The organism is Aquabacter sediminis (assembly GCF_028863665.1).
Taxonomy (GTDB): Bacteria; Pseudomonadota; Alphaproteobacteria; order Rhizobiales; family Xanthobacteraceae; genus L1I39.
Genome location: NZ_JARBFX010000003.1, coordinates 176,924 through 195,738 on the forward strand (window position 1 = coordinate 176,924; position 18,815 = coordinate 195,738).

Here is an 18,815-nt window from a genome sequence, read left to right on the forward strand (position 1 = left end):
CTGCCCGCCGGAGCAACCATCATGACCCTGCCGCTGATCGCCCCGTCCATCCTGGCCTCGGACTTCTCCCGGCTCGGCGAGGAGGTGCGCGACGTGGCTGCGGCGGGCGCCGACTACATCCATCTCGACGTGATGGACGGCCATTTCGTGCCCAACATCACCTTCGGCCCGGACATCATCAAGGCGCTGCGCCGGCACACGGACAAGGTGTTCGACGTGCACCTGATGATCTCCCCGGTGGAGCCCTATCTGGAAGCCTTCGCGGCGGCGGGGGCCGACATCATCACCGTGCAGGCCGAAGCCACCGTCCATCTCGACCGCTGCCTCCAGGTGATTCGGGGCCTCGGCAAGAAGGCTGGCGTGGCGCTGAACCCGGCCACCTCCGAGACCGCCCTCACCTATCTCCTCGACAAGATCGACCTCGTCTGCGTGATGAGCGTCAATCCCGGCTTTGGCGGCCAGGCCTTCATCCCCGATGTGCTGCCCAAGATCGAGCGCATCCGCGACATGATCCGCGGCCGCGACATCCGCCTGGAAGTGGATGGCGGCGTGAACCCGCACACCGGCGCGCTCTGCGCCCGCGCGGGAGCGGACGTGCTGGTGGCGGGCTCGGCCGTGTTCAAGGGCGGCATCGAGGGCTACCGCACCAACATCGCCGCCATCCGCAATGAGGCCGCCAGCGCGCTGGGGCTTGTGGCCTGAGGCTGCGCGCCTGAGGATGGCGGGCGGAGTGTTTCGCCACGGCGCTTGACGCCGAATTAAAAAAACGTTCGATTGTTTCCTGACGGCCGGCACAGACCGGCCTCGGAGACGCGCGCCCGTGCGCGGCATGCGGGGAGGACGGAGATGGCCCGGAGCTATGACGAGGCGGTGCGTGCGTTCCGCTGGGACCTGCCCGCGCGCTACAATATGGGCGTCGCCTGCACCGATGCCCACGCCACCGGTGCCGGCAAGCCGGCCCTGATCTTCGTGGAGGAGAGCGGCGCCGTCATCCGCTACACCTTCGAGGATCTCGCCCGCCTCACCAACCGCTTCGCCAATGTCCTGGTGGCTGCCGGCCTCACGCGCGGCGACCGGGTGGCGGTGTTCCTGCCCCAGGCGCCGGAAACCGCCATTGCGCATCTCGCCGCCTTCAAGGCGGGCATGATCTCGGTGCCGCTCTTCACCCTGTTCGGCGACGAGGCGCTGGAATATCGCCTGGAGGCGTCCGGCGCCAAGGTGCTGGTGACGGACCTTGCGGGCTTGGCCAAGCTCGACCGTGTGCGCGACCACCTGCCCGCCCTCACCCATGTCTATGTGATCGGTCCCGACAGCGGCGGCGCCCTGTCCTTCGATGCCGCGCTGGAGAAGGGCTCGGACCGCTTCACCCCGGTGGACACGACGCCCGACGATCCCGGCATCATCATCTTCACCTCCGGCACCACCGGAAATCCGAAGGGCGCGCTGCACGGCCATCGCGTGCTGCTTGGACATCTCCCCTGTCTGCAATTCGTCCACGAGGATATGCCCCAGCCCGGCGACCTGCATTGGACGCCGGCCGACTGGGCCTGGATCGGCGGCCTGTTCGACGTGCTGTTCCCGACCCTGCACCTGGGCGTGCCGGTTCTGGCCTATCGGGCGAAGAAGTTCGATCCCGACGCCGCCATGGCGCTGATGGCGAACCAAGGCGTGCGCAATGTCTTCCTGCCGCCCACGGCGCTCAAGCTGCTGCGCCAGGCGGATGTGCGCCAGGAGGGACTGAAGCTGCGCTCGCTACTCACCGGCGGCGAGACGCTGGGCAGCGAACTCGGCGCCTTCGTGCAGGAGCGGCTGGGCGTCGAGGCGCGGGAGATTTACGGCCAGACCGAATGCAATCTGGTGGTAGGCTCCAACTCCTCCTACTTCCCCATCCGACCCGGCGCCATGGGCAAGCCCATTCCCGGCCATGACGTTCAGATCGTGGACGAGGAGGGCCATCCGGTGCCGCCCGGCACGGAGGGGCATATCGGCATCCGCCGGGGCGATCCGGTCATGATGCTGGAATACTGGAACAATCCCGCCGCCACCGCGGCCAAGTTCGCGGGCGACTTCCTGCTCACCGGCGATCTCGGCCGGCAGGATGAGGATGGCTATCTCTGGTATGTGAGCCGCTCGGACGATGTCATCACGTCCGCCGGCTATCGCATCGGCCCCGGCGAGATCGAGGATTGCATCCTCAAGCACCCGGCTGTCGCGCTGGTGGGCGTCGTGGGCGTGCCCGACCCCGTGCGCACCGAGGCGGTGAAGGCGTGGGTGGTGCTGAAGCCCGGCGTCGAGGGCACGGACGAATTGGCCACCGAGATCCAGCGCCATGTGCGCGAGCGCCTCTCGGCGCACGAATATCCCCGCGCCGTCGCCTTCACCGACGCCTTGCCCATGACCGCCACGGGCAAGATCCTGCGCCGGGAATTGCGGTCGCGGGGATAGAACCTGTTCCGATCAGGCCGACGGGAGGGGGCGCCCCCTCCCCTCACATGAACAGGTTTTCCTTCGGGCTCATGCCCTTGTAGAGGTCGGCCACATAGGCGCCGTAGCCGTTATAGAGGAGCGTCGGCCGCCGCTGGCCGGTGCCGATGTCCTCCTCGGTGGCCTGGCTCCAGCGGGGATGGGCCACCTGCGGGTTCACATTGGCCCAGAAGCCATATTCTGAGCCCTGGATCACCTCCCAGAAGCTCTTCGGCCGCTCCTCCACGAACGACACCCGCACGATCGCCTTGATGGACTTGAAGCCATATTTCCACGGCAGCACCACCCGCAGCGGGGCGCCGAACTGGTTGGGCGCGGGCTTGCCATAGACGCCGGTCACCATGAAGGCGAGGTCGTTGGTGGCTTCCGCCATGGTCACCCCTTCCACATAGGGCCAGGGATAGAAGCGGCCGGACTGGCCGGGCGCCACCGCCTTGTCGAGGAAGGTCTCGAAGCGCACATACTTGGCGCCGCTCAAGGGCTTGGCGAACTCCACCAGGGATTTCATGGGAAAGCCCGTCCAGGGCACCGCCATGGACCAGGCTTCCACGCAGCGATGGCGATAGAGGCGCTCCTCCAGGGTGACGGCCTTCAGGAGGTCGTCGATGCCCACTTCCTTCGGCTGCTCCACCAGCCCGTCGAACTTGACGGTCCAGGGCCGCACCTTGAGGCGGGAGGCGGCACGGGTGACGTCCTTGGAGGTCCCGAACTCATAGTAATTGTTGACGGTGCTCGACACCTTTTCGGGTGTCAGCTCCCGGTCGAGGGTGAAGGTCTCGTTGCGCTTGGCCGGATAGAGGCCGGCGGACGGGTCCGGCACGTCTGCCGCGCGCTGGGCGTGGGAGAGGGCAGGAAAAGCGGTGGCCCCGATCAGGCCCGCCCCGGCGCCCAGCAGCGTGCGGCGCGACAGGAACACGCCCTCGGGCGTCGCCTCGCTTTCCGGGATCTCCCAGCCGCGTTTACGCCGAATGTGCATGGCAAATCCTCCGTTCGGGTCGGAGGATTGCGGCCGCAGCGGCCGCAACGCAATTCAAACGGGCGTGTAAGGCCTCATCGCCGGTTGGGCGGGGGCGCGGGATTGAGCGTCAGCGTTACCCCGGCAAGCGTGATGGACAGGCCACTGTCGGCGGAGACGCTCAGGGGCTGGAGGGAAATGCCGTTGGCCGCTTCCTTGGACACCAGCACATTGGCGGTGAAGCCAGGCCCGAGCGCCGCGCCGCTGGCCAGGCCCACATATTGGCCAGCCAGCGCGCCCGGTCCCAGCTCCTTGCTGGTGGCGAGCACCATCCAGAGCATGGAGCCCTGGTCGGAGACGCCGAAATCGATCCCCGCCCGCTCCAGCGTGCCCGCATAATGCTGGCCCACGCCGGCGGCGGGACGGAAATCGCAGGTGACGGCGCGGGTGGACCCGAAGCCGTAGGCGACAGCAGCCGCCCCCCGGCATTCCAGAAGGCCCGCCTCTACCTTGACGCTGTCTTGCGCCCGCAGGGGCGTGGTTGCGGCAAGGCAGAGCAGGCTGCCGGCGATGAGGGGGGCGAGCCGTGTCATGATGCTCAGGGGGTCGGGGTGAGGGTCAGGTCGGAAACGCCGGCCGCCACCGCCATGCCGGTCGTGCCCTGGAGGGAGAGGGGCTGGAGCACGATGGTCTTGTTGGAGCCGCCGAGCAGCACATTGGCGCCGCCGCCCACGCCCCAGGCCGCGTCCGCGCTCACACCCACATAGCTGCCCTTCAGGTCGCCCGGCGCGGGCGCGGAAGTGGGAGCGAACACCGCCCAACCCAGCGTGCTCGGGCCGGTGAAGCCGAGATCGATGCCGAAGCGGGCGACCGTGCCCTTATAGGTGCCGACCGTCTTGAGGGCGTTGGGCGCGCCGGTCTGCAGCTCGCAGGTCATTTCCCGCATGGAGCCCAGCACGAAGCCCACCGCCGGCTGCACCTTGCACATGAGCAGGCCGGCCTGGACGCGGGTGGGCGCCTGGGGCGCGGTCTGGGCGGCGGCCGGGAGAACGGCGCAGGCGGCAAGCGCGAGGCCGGCGAGGATCGATTTCGGACGCATGGAAGAGGCAAGCATGGGATCCCCCTTTTTCCGGGTCAGGTCAAAAGTGAGCCGCACGTGGCGGACGATTCGCAAAGCGCGAGCTCTGCCGCAGAGCTTTCCAACGAAAACGGGCGCCCGTGGGGCGCCCGTTGCGACAAAGCCGCGCTTGTGCGGATCAGCGCAGGGTCAGCTCGGCAACGCCCAGCGCCACGTTGAAGCCGGTCTGGCCTTCCACGGACAGGGGCTGCAGGGCGATGGTGTTGTTGGAGCCACCCACCAGCGCATTGGCGCCGAGGCCGACGCCCAGCGCCGCATTGGCGGACACGCCGGCATAGGTGCCGCGCAGATCCTTGGCGCCGATCTTGGTGGTGGGCGCCAGCACGGTCCACACCAGGGTGCCCTGGCCGGTCACGCCGACATCGAGGCCGAAGCGACGCACGGTGCCGGTATAGGTGCCCTTCGGGGCGCCCTTCACGGAGGGACGCAGGGTGCAGGACATCTCGCGCACGGAGCCGATGATGAAGCTCACATTGGGCGCCATCTGGCAGGTCAGCACGCCCACTTGAACGCGGGTCTGCGCCGCGGCGGGGGCGGCGGCGAACGCGAGGGCGGAAGCGGCAAGAGCGGCCGCGAAACCAGCCTTCACAAAAGTCTTCATGGTCTCTTCCTCCAAAGGACACCGGCCTCGCGGACCGCGCGACGGCCGGCGCACCGAAGCCTTAGCTCGGCACGCCCGGTTCGCCAACGCCGGGGCTTCCCGAATGTTTCGCAAAAGACGCCAAAATGGCCCCGTTTGCGAAAATAACTGCCGGACGCCGTACCAGCGTCCGGCAACGCCTCAGCTCAGCGCGCCGCAGAAGCGCTGGATGCGGGTGCACGCCTCTTCGAGGTCGGAGGTGGCGGTGGCGTAGGAGATTCGGAAGGCCGGGCCGAGGCCGAAGGCGGAGCCGTGAACCACGGCAACGTTTTCAGCTTCCAGGAGCTCGGTGGCGAAGTCCTCGTCATTGGCGATGACCTTGCCGGAGGGGGCGGTCTTGCCGATGGCGCCGTCGCAGAAGGGGAAGACGTAGAAGGCGCCTTCCGGCTTCGGGCAGGTGAGGCCCTTGGCCTGGTTCAGCATGGAGACCACGAGGTCGCGGCGCTCCTTGAAGACCGCATTGTTGCGGGCGATGAAGTCCTGCGGCCCATTCAGCGCTTCCACCGCCGCCCACTGGGCGATGGAGGACGGATTGGAGGTGGACTGGGACTGCAGCGTGCCGATGGCCTTGATGAGCGGCTCGGGGCCGGCGCCGTAGCCGATGCGCCAGCCGGTCATGCAATAGGCCTTGGACACGCCGTTCATGGTCAGCGTGCGGTCGTAGAGCGAGGGTTCCACCTGCGCCGGTGTGACGAACTTGAACTCGTCATAGACGAGGTGCTCGTACATGTCGTCGGTGAGGATCCACACGTGCGGGTGGCGCACCAGCACGTCGGTCAGCGCCTTCAGCTCATCATAGCTATAGGCGGCGCCCGACGGGTTGGAGGGCGAATTGAAGATCAGCCACTTGGTCTTGGGCGTGATGGCCGCTTCCAGCGCCTCGGGACGGAGCTTGAAATTGTCGGCGAGGGTGGTGGCCACCGAGACGGGGGTGCCGCCGCAGAATTCCACGATGTCGGGATAGGAGACCCAATAGGGCGCCGGCACGATCACCTCGTCGCCGGGGCCGACGGTGGCGACCAGCGCGTTGAACAGCACCTGCTTGCCGCCGGTGCCCACCGTGACCTGGCTCGGCTTGTAGTCGAGGCCGTTCTCGCGCTTGAACTTCTTGACGATGGCCGCCTTCAGCTCGGGAATGCCGTCGACGGCGGTGTAGCGCGTCTCGCCCCGGCGGATGGCGGCGATGGCCGCTTCCTTGATGTTTTCCGGGGTCTCGAAATCGGGCTCGCCGGCGGACAGAGCGATCACGTCCCGCCCCGCCGCCTTCAGCTCACGGGCCTTGTTGGAGATGGCGATGGTGGGCGACGGCTTGATGCGCTTCAGGGCGGGCGACAGGAGGCTCATGGCCACAGGGCTCCGAACTCCCGCACCCCGTTGGTCGCGCCGGGCGGCGCGGGAGAACAGGGGGCGGTGGATGGTATGAAGCACCGGCGGCGTCATGCCCGCCGGTGCGTGCACCTGTTCTTACCGGAGGCCCTTTTGCCGAACAAGCAAGGATCGTGAATGGCAGAGCCCCGGTTTGTTGATGGGACCGCTTGCGCCCGGGCCACGGCAGGCCCATCTAGCGAGCGCCAGGAGGGCGCTGTGCTTACACTCTATTCCACGCAGTCATCTGGGAATTCCTACAAGGTGCGGCTGCTTCTGGCGAAGCTCGGCCTGCCCTTCCGGCTGGTGGAGGTGGACATTTTCGCCGGCGAGCACCGCACGCCGGAATTCCTGGCCAAGCATCCCGAAGGGCGCCTGCCGCTCCTGGAGTTCGATGACGGCACCACCTTGCCGGAATCCAACGCCATCCTCTTCTATCTGGCGGAAGGCACGCCCCTGTTGCCCGCCGATCGCCTAGAGCGGGCCGAGGCGCTGCGCTGGATGTTTTTCGAGCAGAACAACCATGAGCCCGGCATCGCCCAGGCGCGCTTCTGGCTGAAGCAGGTGCGCGGCGGGCGCGAACTGCGCACCCACGACATCGATCGCTGGATGGAAGAAGGCTATGGCGCCTTGCGCATCATGGAACGCCACCTCCAGGCCAACACCTTTTTCGCGGGCAAGACGCTGAGCGTGGCCGATCTTGCCCTTTATCCACATACGCACATGGCCCCGGAAGGCGACTTCGATCTGTCACATTTTCCTGCGGTCAGGGCCTGGTTGTCACGGGTGGAAGAGACACCCGGGCATGTGGAGATGACGTGGCGTCCCCAAGCGGCGGAGCCCTGTGCGTGGCGGCTCGCGCCGGTGTGACCCAAGCCCCCGTTCTGCCACGTTTTTTCCCCGATGAGCCGCGAAGCCGCCACATTCACAACCAGCTCGGCAGTCATTTTTCCACAGGAGCGCGGGAACCGAATCGCCGCACGGCGGCGTTGAGGAAGCCGAGACCTACGCCCTTCCGCATCGCGCAGAAGGGCACTGCCAGTAGCGAGACCATCATGTCCGAGTTTCGTGAGTACGGAATGCTTCAGGTGGGCCCCTCCGCCGCCGATCCGGACGCGCTTGCTCGGGTCGTGCGCAATCACAAGGCGGGCGATGCCATGACCCAGGTGGCCCTGACGGTGGCTCTGATGATCGCCATCTGCGCGGTCACCTTCGTCCTGACCGTGGACCGCGCGGCGGCCGCCACCCTCCTCCTCGACAATGCAGGCGGCTCCTCCTTCGCGTTCGGCATCGCCATCGGGGCGGGGCTGGCCGCGCTTGGAATTGCCGTCGTGCTGGGCCATCGCCTGCAGGAGCGGCGCACCGCACGGCTCCGGCCGGTGCCCGTTCGTGCCCGTCGCAGCTACTGAGGCTTGACGGCCGCAGATCCGGGCGCTCCGCCCAGACAATAGATCATCGACCGAAGACGGCCGGCGTGGCGACACGACGGCCGTTTTCTTTTTTCCCTCCGGGGGACCGACGGCGCCCGTAGCGTCGCATCACCGCCCTCGTTTGACACCGCGCGAACCCCCTTGGCCATGGCGCAGCTTTCAAGCTGCAGCCGCCTCGCTCCGATGTCCCGCTTCCTCTGTCGCGTCTTTTCCCGCGCCCCTTTCTCCCGCGCCCAGACCTATACGGGCGGAGGGCAGGTGGCGTGAAACGCGCCCTGCGCGCCCTCCTGTGGGCACCGGGGTTGGCCAAGTCCCCCTCCCCGACATGAAATCGGACGCGGGCACGAGCGGCGTCCGCATGCCCCGTCGAGACACACGGACGGCGCTGAGTGACGCAACGGGCCCTTCAAAAGCCCTCGGTAGCCGGACGGCCTGGACGCGCGCCCCTCCACGCCCGTCGACCGTCCCCACCGAAATGGTGCCCCAACGGACGGAACCGCGCCGGTCCCAGCCGGGCGGGCAGTTAACCTTATAAATTAACCATAAAATATTGAAAAATATGAAAATACGGCAACAGTTGAAGTGAGGCAGAAGCGATGCACGCAGCGGCCCACTCTTAAAGCTTCAAGTTAGGAAGTTGGTTTAAGAAAAGCATTTTTTCATTAAATATCAGTATATTATGGTTAATTTTTTACATTAAGAGTGAAGATCGCAGCCCTTCCCCCCTCCCCCGCGTCCCGCCAGCGGCTTTCAGAATTTGTGGAAAATGAAGTATGCGCCGGCGACGATGAAGGCGAAGCCCACCGCATGGTTCCAGCCCAGGGGCTCTTTCAGGTAAAGCACTGAAAAACCAGCAAAAACCATCAGGGTGATGACCTCCTGGATGGTCTTCAGCTGTGCTGTCGTATAGAAGTCCGACCCGATGCGGTTAGCAGGTACCGCAAGGCAATATTCAAAGAAGGCAATGCCCCAGCTCACCAGCACCGCCAATGCGAGGGCGGAGGTTTTGTACTTGAGGTGGCCGTACCAGGCGAAGGTCATGAAGACGTTCGAGGCCAACAGCATCAAAATGGGCAGGATGGCGGAGAGCGAGAGGGGCATGGAGGCTCCACAGGACGGCCGGCCCCTATCGCAGGACCGCGCGCCACCCTTGGCCCCACCCTATTAACGAGGGCTCTCCAAACGCCCTGCGCCCCCGCTTCCGGCGCGGAGATGGTTAAGGCTTCGCTAGGCCACGGTCCGACCGGATGGAACCGCTGGCGGTTCCATCCGGTCGGTGATCGCCCTCGAACCTGTTGGATTGAGCCGTCGCCAGCGCCACCGGCAAAAGAAAAGGCCGGCCCGGAAACCCGGAGCCGGCCTTGATCTGACCCTTAAGAGACGTTGCAGACTTCAGCGGTTCTCCAACGTCTCCGCATTCGCCTCGCCCCGGCTGTCCTCGCCCGCACGGCGATCCACCCCGCTGCGCCGCTCCGGCTCGGCCGCCACGAAGCCCGGCACGTTCGGCTCGAACGGCTCGCTCACCTCGACGAAGGTGTCGGGATAAAAGCCGTTGAACCGCGTGCGCAGGGAGAGGGAATAGGCGCCGATATGGCCAATCTCGATCCAGTCCCCCGTATCGACCGTCTCCGGCAGATAGAAGGGACGCGAGAGCACATCGACGCTGTCGCAGGTGGCGCCATAGATGCGGAAGGGCACCATCTTGTTGGGGTCGCCCGAGCGCCGGCGGCGGGCGGGATCGGGAATGTGGTTCACGGGCAGCAGAAGCTTGCCGGTCCAGCTGTCGGAGAGCGAGGACCAGATGCCGTCATTGATATAGAGGCGCTGCCCCTTCTTGAGCATCACCCGCGTCAGAACAGAATAGGCCCGCGCTACGATCACCCGGCCGGGCTCGGCCACCAGCGGCGTGCCGCCAAAGCCGTACTTCTCCACCGCGCCCAGGATGGAGCGCATGAGCTCGCCGAGCGGCGGCATGGCCGCATTGGGCTTGCGCGGGTCGAGCGCATAGGAGGCCGGGAAGCCACCGCCAATGTCGAGCGCCACGATCGGCACCTTGGCCGCGTCCCGCACCTCGGCCGCGGTGGCGATGGCCCGCTCGAAGGTGGTGGGATCTTCCATCTGGCTGCCCACATGGAAGCAGATGCCGCACTTGAAGCCGATATTGTCGATGCGCTGGAGCAGCTCGGCCGCATGGGCGGGGGCGGCGCCGAACTTCTTCGACAATTCATAGGCCGCCTCGCCCTTGGAGGCGATGCGCACGAACAGGGTGAATTCCTCGGGGTCCAGATCCAGCGCGTGCACGATGCGCAGCACCTTGGCCACCTCGTCCTCGTGATCGACCACCGTCACCCGCACGCGATAGCGCTCGAAGGCGAGGCGGATGTCCGACTGGGCCTTCACCGGGTGCATGTAGAGCAGCTCGGAGGTGGGCGCGACGGCGCGGGCGGCGGCAAATTCCGCCGGGCTTGCCACGTCGAAGACGCTCACGCCCGCACGGGCGAGCTCCGCCAGCACCTGGTCCTCGCCATTGGTCTTCACCGCATAGGCGGTCTTGCCGGGAAACGCCGCCATGAAGGCGCGGGCATCCTGCGCCAGCACCGAGGGGCGGAAGCAATAGACCGGCTGGTCGGGCCGCAATTGCAGCGCGGCCTCGCGCCCGGTGGTGAAACGCGGGAGATTGTTTTGCGCCACGCCTGAACCTCTCGTCGCGGCTCCCCCTGTCACAACCTGGGGTGCGAAACCGGATTTCGACATGATCCCTCATCCAAGACACAAGCCCATGTCAGTGGTGCCACTGGCGCGGAGGGCGGTCAACGTCAGTTCGGAGGCACCATCTTCACAAACTGCTCCAAGATTGCGCGCTTTTCCGGGCGAGTGTTGCCCCCATGCGCTTGACCGTGGCGCGCGGGCGCAGCATCGTCCGCCAGAATTGGCATGGGTCATGGACGGGAGTGGAGCATGGGTCTCACGGTACGTAGCGGACGGGCGGGCCTTGCGGCACTCATCGCCTGCGCCCTTTCGGCGTCCGCGGCCGGCGCCGCGTCCCTGCTCGACAATTTCTGGCTGCCCAACGACAAATATAACGGTGAGCTGCCGGTCTGCTCCGAGCCGCTGGCGCTCGGCACCATCTCCATGCGCTTTGCCGAGACCGAGCGCATGTATTGGAACAGCGCGCTGAACATCAACAGCTTCTCCAACGTGCGCGAGATCGCCTTCCGGCCGTGGGGCGAAGGCTTCCAGCCGCGCCGCTATTGCAGCGCCACCGTGGTGCTGTCCGATGCGAAGCCCCACCAGGTCTTTTACTCCATCATCTCGGACAGCTCCTTCCAGGGCTATACCTGGGGCGTGGAATGGTGCGTGACGGGACTGGACCGCAACCTCGCCTATGCGCCGGACTGCAAGATGGCCCGTCCGTGATTTCCCGCCTGCTGGCGGCGCTGGTCGGGCTTCTCGTCCTCGGCGCCAGCGCGGCGGATGCCAGGGACGACCGGCCGGGCGCGTTCGACTTCTACGTGCTCGCTCTGTCCTGGAGCCCCACTTATTGCCTGAGCGAACGGGCAAGCCCGGCCCAGTGCCGCACCGCCAAGCCGCGCGGCTTCGTGGTGCATGGGCTGTGGCCGCAATATGAGCGCGGCTTTCCCGATTTCTGCCAGTCCCCCGCCCCCTACGTGCCGGACGAGGTGATTTCCGGCATCACCGACCTCATGCCCAGCAAGGGGCTTGTGCTGCACGAGTGGCGCCGCCACGGCACCTGCTCGGGCCTCTCCCCCGCCGCCTATTTCGGCGCCGTGCGCAGCGCCTTCGCGCGCGTGACGCTGCCCGAGATCCTGCGTGCGCCCACAGCTCCGCTGCAGATGACACCGGTGGAGGTGGAAACCGCTTTCCGCGCCGCCAATCCGGGGCTCGGCGCCGACATGATTGCGGTGAGTTGCTCGGATGGGCGCCTGAAGGAGGTGCGGGTGTGCATGACCAGCGAGTTCGCCTTCACCTCCTGCCCGGAGGTGGACCGCCGCGCCTGCGGCGCCGGGCGCAGCCTCGACGTGCCGCCCCCGCGGCCCCTTCCCTAAGCGGCCGCGTCCGCAGAACCGCCGGAACGGTCCCATGAACTACCGCCACGCCTTTCATGCCGGTAATCCGGCCGATGTGATGAAGCATGCCGCCTTGGCGCGCATCCTCACCTATTTCGCCCGCAAGGACTCCCCCTATCGTGTGGTGGACACCCATGCGGGCGCGGGCCTCTATGACCTCGCCGGCACCAATGCCCAGCGCACCGGCGAGGCGGAGCTGGGGATCGAGAAGGTGCTGGCCGCTGCCGATGCGGGGGAGATCGCCGCGCCCGCCCTTGCCTTGCTCGCCCCCTACCTGGACGCCATCCGCGCCCTGCGCGCCCATGCCGGACCCAAGCGCTATCCCGGCTCCCCGGCCCTTGCTCTGGCTCTCGGGCGGCCGCAGGACCGGTTCTTGTTCTGCGACCTGCACCGGGAAGAGAAGCAGAAGCTGGAAAAGCATCTGGGCGAGGACAAGCGCGCCAAGGTGCTGCTCCAGGATGGCTGGCACGCCATCGGCGCCCATCTGCCGCCGCGCGAGCGGCGCGGCCTGCTGCTTGTGGACCCGCCCTTCGAGGAGCCCGGCGAGTTCGACCGCATGCGGCTCGGCCTGAAGGCCGCCTATGAGCGCTTCGCCACCGGCACCTTCATGTTCTGGTATCCCATCAAGGATTTGCGGGCGGTGGACGCCTTCCGCAAGGATGTGGCGCGCCTTCACATGCCCAAGACGCTGCGGGTGGAGATCGATTTCTCCGAAGTGCGCAGCCTCGACACTTTGTCTGGCTCCGGCCTCATCATCGTCAATCCGCCCTTCACACTGGCGGAGGAGATGCGCACCATCCTCACCGCGCTGGCCCCGCTCCTGGCGCGGGACGGCAAGGGGCGCGTGCGGGTCGGCTGGCTGACCCCGGAAGGCTGAAGCGGGCCCGTTGCCGGCGAAAAACTCGGACCGGCCCCTATCTCACGGGCGCGAAGCCGGGTACGCCTTTTGTCGAACCCGCTCAAGGGTGTTTCCCTTCCAAGAGAGTTCGCATGCGTCTGCGCTATTCCCCCACCTCGCCTTTCGCCCGCAAGGTTCGTGTCGCCGCCGCTTTGGTGGGCATTCCGCTGGAACTGGACCTGGCGGACACCCTCAATCCCGATGCCACCCTGCGCAGCCACAATCCGCTGGGCAAGATCCCCATCCTGCTGCGGGAAGGTAAGGGGCCGCTTTATGATTCCTCGGTGATCCTGGCCTATCTCGACCACCTCTCCGGTGGGCGCCTGCTGCCCTCCGACCCCGAGGCCAAGTTCGAGGAAATGCGCCTGGAGGCGCTTGCCGACGGCATCGCCGACGCCGCCCTGCTCCAGGTCTATGAGGTGCGCTTCCGGCCGGAAGAGCATCGGGTGGCCAAGTGGCTGGACCATCAGGCCGGCAAGGTGGCCGCCGCCCTCGACGCCCTGGAAGCCGCGCCCCCACCCGTCGATCGTGACCCCACCGTGGGCGACATCGCGCTCGCCTGCGCGCTGGGTTACCTGGACTTCCGCCTCGAGGGCCGGTGGCGGACCGATCATCCCCGTCTGGTCGCGTGGTACGACAGCTTCGTGAAGCGCGTGCCGCTCTTCCTCGACAGCGCGCCCTCCTGATCCCGGAAAACGAAAAATGGCCGCCCCCGAGCCCCGGGAGCGGCCATTTTGCATACGCGTACGAGGGATTACCGGACGATCTGGATCACCTTGCGGGTCTCAGGATCGACGATCACCCGCTGGTCGTTGACGACCGTGTAGCGATACTTGTCATACTTGGGTACCGCGTAGACCTGCACGTCCGGCGGCAGGGGCTCGCCAACCACCACCTCGCGCTCGACGCGATAGGACGGACGGCTCTCCTCCAGCACATAGGTGCGCACCTCTGCCGGCGGCTCGGCCGCCGCACCCATGGTGGCCCCCACGGCTCCACCCACGACCGCGCCCACGGGGCCGCCCACAACCGCCCCTACTGCAGCACCGCCAATGGCGCCCGTCGCGGTCGAAGCCTGCGCGAAGGCGAAACCGGGAGCGAGCGCGGCAAGAACAACCGCACCAGCACAAAGATGATTTCGCATGGATCTCTCCTGTCTAGCGAACCATCATTTAAACTCCGCCGTGACAAAAGTGTTCCACATACCCTTTACTTATCAGCTTCTATATTCTTAGAAGCAATGCAGCAAAGAATGCCGAGGCCCAACCGAGCGCTCATCATAAAGAGAACATGTACGAGGTCCGGCGAGGCAAACGCGCCATGGGCGATCGTGGTTCCCGCCGCCCTCAAGCCGGCGGGAAAAAATCCGCCGGCAAAGCAGTTCCACGGCCTCCGCGGCCGCCCACGTAAAAACGCCCGGGCGCAGGGCCCGGGCGTTCTGGCTTCACCGGTGTGGCGTGAAACGCGCTCCGGCCTCAGGCCGCGGCGGGCGCCGCCTTCAGAAGGTCCCGCTGCTTCAGCTCGGCATAGGTCAGGTCCAGCACCTTGCGGGCGGTGGCGACCAGTTCGTCCGCCTCCGCATGGCTCAAGGTGAAGGGCGGGGCGAGGATCATGCTGTCGCGCACCGCCCGCATGACGAGGCCGGACCGGAACGAGAAGTCGCGGCAGATAAGGCCGATGGTGCCTTCCTCAGCGGCAAAGCGGGCGCGGGTGGCCTTGTCGGGGGTAAGTTCCAGCGCGCCGATGAGGCCGACCATCCGTGCCTCGCCCACCAGGGGATGATCAGCGAGCTTCAGCCAGCGCTCCTGGAGATAGGGGCCGATGTCGGTCTTGACCCGCTCCACCAGATTTTCGTCCTGGAGGATCTTGATGTTGGCCAGCGCCGCCGCGCACCCGCCGGGATGGCCGGAATAGGTGTAGCCGTGATTGAAGTCGCCGCCATGCTCGATGAAGCCTTCGGCCACCCGATCGCCCACGATGACGCCGCCCAGCGGGAAATAGCCGGAGGTGACGCCCTTCGCAAAGGTGATGAGGTCCGGCTGCACGCCCATATATTGGCAGCCGAACCACTCGCCCGTGCGCCCAAAGCCGCAAATGACTTCGTCAGACACCAGCAGCACGTCCCGCTCGCGACAGATCTTCTGCACTTCCGGCCAATAAGTGGAGGGCGGGATGATGACGCCGCCGGCGCCCTGGATGGGCTCGCCGATGAAGGCCGCCACATTCTCCGCCCCCGCCGCGTCGATGGCGCGGGCCACTTCCTGGGCGGCGTAGAGGCCGAACGCCTCGCGGTCCATGTCACCGCCCTCGCCCCACCAATAGGGCTGCTGCACATGGACGATGCCGGGAATGGGCAGGCCACCCTGGGCGTGCATGGGCTTCATGCCGCCAAGGCTGGCACCGGCCACGGTGGAGCCGTGATAGGCGTTCTTGCGGGCGATGAAGATGTGCTTTTCCGGCTTGCCCAGCGCCGCCCAATAATGGCGCACCATGCGCAGCACCGTGTCCACCGCCTCCGACCCGCCGGAGGTGAAGAAGACATGGTTCATGCCCTCGGGGGCCACCTCGGCGATGGCGGCGGCCAGTTCGGCGGCCGCAGGATGGGTGGTCTTGAAGAAGGTGTTGTAATAATCGAGCTTCTTCAACTGGCCGGAAATCGCGTCGACGATCTCATGCCGGCCGTGCCCCACGGCGGTGCACCAGAGGCCCGCCATGCCGTCCAAGATCTTGTTGCCCTCGGAATCGTAGATGTAACTCCCCTGCGCGTGGGTGATGACCCGGACGCCTTCCGCATTCAGCGACTTGGTGTCGGAGAAGGGATGCAGGTGATGCGCGGCGTCGAGGTGACGCCAGTGGGCGGTGGAGTTTGAAACCGGGGCAGATGACACGATGGGCACACTCCTGGGTTGTCGATCAGGCACGAAAACAGGTCGGACAGCGGCGGGGCGCAGACCTCACAGCCGCGTCCAGATGGTCTTGAGGTCGGAATACTTTTCCAGCGCGTGCAGGGACTTGTCCCGCCCGAAGCCGGATTGTTTCACGCCGCCGAAGGGGGTGGTGATGTCGTCGGCATCGAAGCAGTTCACATAGACGACGCCTGCCTTGAAGCGCCGCGCCACCTTGTGGGCCGCACCAAGGTCGCCGCTCCACACCGCCGCACCGAGGCCGTAGACGGTGTTGTTGGCGATCTCCACCGCCTCGTCGAGGCCGTCAAAGCCGATGACAGAGAGGACCGGCCCGAAAATCTCTTTCTGGGCCAGCGCCGAATGGGGCTCCACACCGTCGAAGACGGTGGGCGCCACGAAGGCGCCGCCCGTCTCCTCGCGCACCGCCGTGCCGCCCACCACCAGGCGGGCGCCTTCGGCGAGGCCCTCGTCGATGGCGGCGAGGATCCGCTTCTGGTGCACGGCGCTCACCACCGCGCCGGCCGGGGCTTCCGGGTTAAGCGGATCGTCCGGCATCCATTTCTGCGCGGCGGCGGCGATGCGCTCCACCAGTTCGTCCTTGATGCGCCAGTCCGCCAGAAGGCGGGATCCGGCGGTGCACATTTCGCCCTGGTTGAAGAAGATGCCGGCGGCGGCGGCCTCCGCCACGGCGTCCAGGTCCGGCACGTCATGGGCCACCACGAAGCCGGTCTTGCCGCCCAGCTCCAGCGCCACGCGCTTCAAATTGCTGTCGGCGGAGTAGCGCATGAAATACCGGCCCACCTCGGTGGAGCCGGTAAAGCCGATGGCGTCCACGTCGGGGTGCAGGCCGAGCGCCGCGCCGGCTTCCTCGCCAAGGCCCGGCACCACGTTGAACACGCCGTCGGGAATGCCCGCCTCCTGCGCCAGCACGGCAAGCTTCAGGGCGGTGAGCGGGGATTCCTCGGCCGGCTTCAGCACCACCGAATTGCCCATGGCCAGCGCCGGCGCGAACTTCCACGCCGCCATGATCATGGGGAAGTTCCACGGCGTCACGCAGCCCACGACGCCGAGGGGCTCGCGCATGATGAGGGCGAGATTGTCATCGGAGGTGGGGGCGATCTCGCCATACACCTTGTCCGCCGCCTCGCCATAATAGGCGATGGCGTCGGCGGTGGCGCGCACGTCGATGGAGCGGGCATCCGAGATGGGCTTGCCCATGTTCAGCGTCTCGGTGAGCGCCAGATCCTCGCGGGCGGCACGCACCAGTTCGGCGAACTTGACCAGGATGCGCTTGCGCTCGCCCGGCTTCAGGCCGGCCCAGCGGCGGTCCTCGAAGGCGGTGCGAGCGGCCTGGACGGCAAGATCCACGTCCTTGCCATCGCAGGATGCGACTTCCGCCAACGGCTGGCCGGTGGCCGGGTTGACCGCGACGAAGCGGCGGCCGCTTTGGGCGGGGACGAACCGCCCGTTGATGAAGGCGTCGGTGCGAAAGATGGGCGCTGCCACCGGTGCGTGTCGTGCCGCGACGGTCATGCGCGAACTCCTGCAACTCACAGGCACCCTCGGGCCGCGCGGAGGCCCGTTGAGACCGGGGACGGCGGATGCGGGGGCCGGCCACGGGGGCGCCGAGGCGCTCCATGCCCCATTCTTACCGCGCCGCTCGCGCTAAAAACACCCCCCGTCACGCAACCGGTGCGCCCAGCCCCTAGGAGCGCGGGGTATCCGGCTGCTCGCCGTCCTCGTCTTCATCCGCCACCACCGGAATGGCATAGGCGCCGGTCAGCCAGCGATTGAGGTCCACGTCGGCGCAGCGCTTGGAGCAGAAGGGGCGATAGGCCTCCACGGTGGGCTTGCCACAAATGGGACAGGCCCGGCCCATGGCATTGCTGCCACCTCTCTTTTCATTGTCGTTGGCGCCGCCGCTCATGCCGCCCGCTCCGCCCAGCCCGCGCGCACCGGATAGCCCTCTCCTGAGAGCATGGCCACCGTTTCCGGCAAGGGCAGGCCCACCACCGATGTATAGGAGCCTGTCAGCTTCACAACGAACGTGCCGGCAATGCCCTGGATGGCATAGCCGCCGGCCTTGCCCCGCCATTCCCCGCAATCGAGGTAAGCGGTCACATCCTCGTGGGAGAGGTGGCGGAAGCGCAGGCGCGTCTCCACCAGGCGGGTGCGCGCACGGCCCTTGGGCGTGACAAGGCACAGGCCCGTGAACACCCGATGGGCACGCCCCGACAGGAGGCGCAGGCAATCTTCCGCCTCGTCCCGCAATTCGGGCTTGGGCAGGATGCGCCGGCCCACCGCCACCACGGTGTCGGCGGAGAGGACGATGGCATGAAGGCCGGCCTCGCGGGCACGCGCCGCCACCAGCTCCCCTTTCTGCTCGGCCAGCCGCACGGCGAGCCGCCGGGGCAGCTCCCCGCGCTCGGGCGTCTCGTCAATGTCCGCCGGCATCAGATGATCCGGCTCGATCCCGGCCTGATTGAGGAGCGCGAGGCGACGGGGCGAGCCCGAGGCCAATACAAGTTGAACCTTTTCCTTCACGTCGTCCTCTTATCGCGCTGCCGGCGGCCGCCGGCTGGCCCCAACGGGCGGCGGGCGGACGCTAACCCAAAGGCGGCGCGGTGTGAACGGCGATGCGCGCAAAGCACGGCCGCGCCCACCGGCCTGGCGAGGTCCGACGGTGCGCGCCGCTTTGCCCTTTGGAGCAAAACGCCCTTTGTATGAGCGCGTTAGAGCCATACCCGCGCGCGTGTCCCGGCCGGACCCGGGCGGTGAGCCGGGAGGCGTGGCGCGGCGACTCGGGCTATGCTACGGGGCACGCGGCGGGGAGCGGGCGGGACGCGGCTCCGGTCGCGCACCCCGGGGACGCCAGAAGGGACCGCCCATCGCAGGCGGGACAGGGAGTGGC

General features: G+C 67.0%; 20 protein-coding genes. 8 read left to right on the plus strand and 12 right to left on the minus strand.

Features of this window, described 5'->3' with window-relative positions:
* The first annotated feature begins 21 nt into the window (after nucleotides 1-21).
* On the plus strand, nucleotides 22-702 hold the full coding sequence (gene rpe, locus PV781_RS06555) for a ribulose-phosphate 3-epimerase (RefSeq protein WP_274774831.1): 681 nt from the start codon (nucleotides 22-24) through the stop codon (nucleotides 700-702).
* A gap of 144 nt (nucleotides 703-846) precedes the next feature.
* A complete protein-coding gene (locus PV781_RS06560; RefSeq protein ID WP_274774832.1) occupies nucleotides 847-2,445 on the plus strand; it encodes an acyl-CoA synthetase in 1,599 nt (532 codons plus the stop codon).
* A gap of 43 nt (nucleotides 2,446-2,488) precedes the next feature.
* Here the strand turns inward: PV781_RS06560 and msrP are convergent, their stop codons facing one another.
* The 5 genes from msrP to PV781_RS06585 all read right to left on the minus strand — a co-directional run bounded on the left by msrP (nucleotide 2,489) and on the right by PV781_RS06585 (nucleotide 6,561).
* Nucleotides 2,489-3,460 (minus strand): protein-methionine-sulfoxide reductase catalytic subunit MsrP, encoded by a 972-nt coding sequence (gene msrP / locus PV781_RS06565; protein ID WP_274774833.1) that lies wholly within the window; start codon nucleotides 3,458-3,460, stop codon nucleotides 2,489-2,491.
* Nucleotides 3,461-3,534: 74 nt separating this feature from the next.
* Nucleotides 3,535-4,032 (minus strand): DUF992 domain-containing protein, encoded by a 498-nt coding sequence (locus PV781_RS06570; RefSeq protein WP_274774834.1) that lies wholly within the window; start codon nucleotides 4,030-4,032, stop codon nucleotides 3,535-3,537.
* 5 nt (nucleotides 4,033-4,037) lie between these two features.
* Nucleotides 4,038-4,553 carry a DUF992 domain-containing protein gene (locus PV781_RS06575; RefSeq protein WP_274774835.1) on the minus strand — a complete coding sequence of 172 codons (516 nt, stop codon included), beginning with the start codon at nucleotides 4,551-4,553 and terminating at the stop codon, nucleotides 4,038-4,040.
* Nucleotides 4,554-4,695: 142 nt separating this feature from the next.
* Entirely contained in the window at nucleotides 4,696-5,178 is a 483-nt protein-coding gene (locus PV781_RS06580; protein WP_274774836.1) for a DUF992 domain-containing protein, read from the minus strand.
* Nucleotides 5,179-5,358: 180 nt separating this feature from the next.
* Nucleotides 5,359-6,561 carry a pyridoxal phosphate-dependent aminotransferase gene (locus PV781_RS06585; protein WP_274774837.1) on the minus strand — a complete coding sequence of 401 codons (1,203 nt, stop codon included), beginning with the start codon at nucleotides 6,559-6,561 and terminating at the stop codon, nucleotides 5,359-5,361.
* A 240-nt stretch (nucleotides 6,562-6,801) separates the two neighbouring features.
* Here PV781_RS06585 and PV781_RS06590 point away from each other — a divergent pair, with 240 nt between their 5' ends.
* Entirely contained in the window at nucleotides 6,802-7,452 is a 651-nt protein-coding gene (locus PV781_RS06590) for a glutathione S-transferase family protein (RefSeq protein WP_274774838.1), read from the plus strand.
* Nucleotides 7,453-7,637: 185 nt separating this feature from the next.
* Nucleotides 7,638-7,991, plus strand: coding sequence for a hypothetical protein (locus PV781_RS06595; RefSeq protein ID WP_274774839.1), 354 nt, complete (start codon nucleotides 7,638-7,640; stop codon nucleotides 7,989-7,991).
* 771 nt (nucleotides 7,992-8,762) lie between these two features.
* On the opposite strand, the gene PV781_RS06600 is transcribed toward PV781_RS06595, so the two are convergent.
* Together PV781_RS06600 and PV781_RS06605 are read right to left on the minus strand one after the other, a co-directional pair.
* Complete coding sequence (locus PV781_RS06600) at nucleotides 8,763-9,113, minus strand: DMT family protein (protein ID WP_274774840.1); 351 nt, start codon at nucleotides 9,111-9,113, stop codon at nucleotides 8,763-8,765.
* Between the two features lie 291 nt (nucleotides 9,114-9,404).
* Nucleotides 9,405-10,703 (minus strand): alanine racemase, encoded by a 1,299-nt coding sequence (locus PV781_RS06605; protein WP_274774841.1) that lies wholly within the window; start codon nucleotides 10,701-10,703, stop codon nucleotides 9,405-9,407.
* A gap of 267 nt (nucleotides 10,704-10,970) precedes the next feature.
* On the opposite strand from PV781_RS06605, the gene PV781_RS06610 reads away from it, so the two are divergent.
* The 4 genes from PV781_RS06610 (at nucleotide 10,971) to PV781_RS06625 (ending at nucleotide 13,684) form a co-directional block, all read left to right on the plus strand.
* The gene (locus tag PV781_RS06610) at nucleotides 10,971-11,429 is read left to right on the plus strand and encodes a hypothetical protein (RefSeq protein ID WP_274774842.1); all 459 of its coding nucleotides are present in this window, start codon (nucleotides 10,971-10,973) and stop codon (nucleotides 11,427-11,429) included.
* Nucleotides 11,426-12,079: a ribonuclease T2 family protein gene (locus PV781_RS06615; protein ID WP_274774843.1), complete on the plus strand. Its 654-nt coding sequence runs from the start codon at nucleotides 11,426-11,428 to the stop codon at nucleotides 12,077-12,079. Before PV781_RS06610 ends, PV781_RS06615 begins: the two co-directional genes overlap by 4 nt.
* A 34-nt stretch (nucleotides 12,080-12,113) precedes the next feature.
* The gene (locus tag PV781_RS06620; protein WP_274774844.1) at nucleotides 12,114-12,977 is read left to right on the plus strand and encodes a 23S rRNA (adenine(2030)-N(6))-methyltransferase RlmJ; all 864 of its coding nucleotides are present in this window, start codon (nucleotides 12,114-12,116) and stop codon (nucleotides 12,975-12,977) included.
* 113 nt (nucleotides 12,978-13,090) lie between these two features.
* Nucleotides 13,091-13,684 carry a glutathione S-transferase family protein gene (locus tag PV781_RS06625; RefSeq protein WP_274774845.1) on the plus strand — a complete coding sequence of 198 codons (594 nt, stop codon included), beginning with the start codon at nucleotides 13,091-13,093 and terminating at the stop codon, nucleotides 13,682-13,684.
* Nucleotides 13,685-13,752: 68 nt separating this feature from the next.
* Here the strand turns inward: PV781_RS06625 and PV781_RS06630 are convergent, their stop codons facing one another.
* From PV781_RS06630 to PV781_RS06650, 5 genes are all read right to left on the minus strand, one after another.
* Nucleotides 13,753-14,142 carry a DUF1236 domain-containing protein gene (locus PV781_RS06630; RefSeq protein WP_274774846.1) on the minus strand — a complete coding sequence of 130 codons (390 nt, stop codon included), beginning with the start codon at nucleotides 14,140-14,142 and terminating at the stop codon, nucleotides 13,753-13,755.
* A gap of 331 nt (nucleotides 14,143-14,473) precedes the next feature.
* Entirely contained in the window at nucleotides 14,474-15,886 is a 1,413-nt protein-coding gene (locus tag PV781_RS06635) for an aspartate aminotransferase family protein (RefSeq protein ID WP_274774847.1), read from the minus strand.
* A gap of 66 nt (nucleotides 15,887-15,952) precedes the next feature.
* Complete coding sequence (locus PV781_RS06640) at nucleotides 15,953-17,437, minus strand: aldehyde dehydrogenase (RefSeq protein WP_274774848.1); 1,485 nt, start codon at nucleotides 17,435-17,437, stop codon at nucleotides 15,953-15,955.
* Between the two features lie 172 nt (nucleotides 17,438-17,609).
* Complete coding sequence (yacG, locus tag PV781_RS06645; protein WP_274774849.1) at nucleotides 17,610-17,831, minus strand: DNA gyrase inhibitor YacG; 222 nt, start codon at nucleotides 17,829-17,831, stop codon at nucleotides 17,610-17,612.
* The gene (locus tag PV781_RS06650; protein ID WP_274774850.1) at nucleotides 17,828-18,448 is read right to left on the minus strand and encodes a Maf-like protein; all 621 of its coding nucleotides are present in this window, start codon (nucleotides 18,446-18,448) and stop codon (nucleotides 17,828-17,830) included. The genes yacG and PV781_RS06650 overlap by 4 nt, the downstream gene beginning before the upstream one ends.
* Nucleotides 18,449-18,815 lie beyond the last annotated feature (367 nt).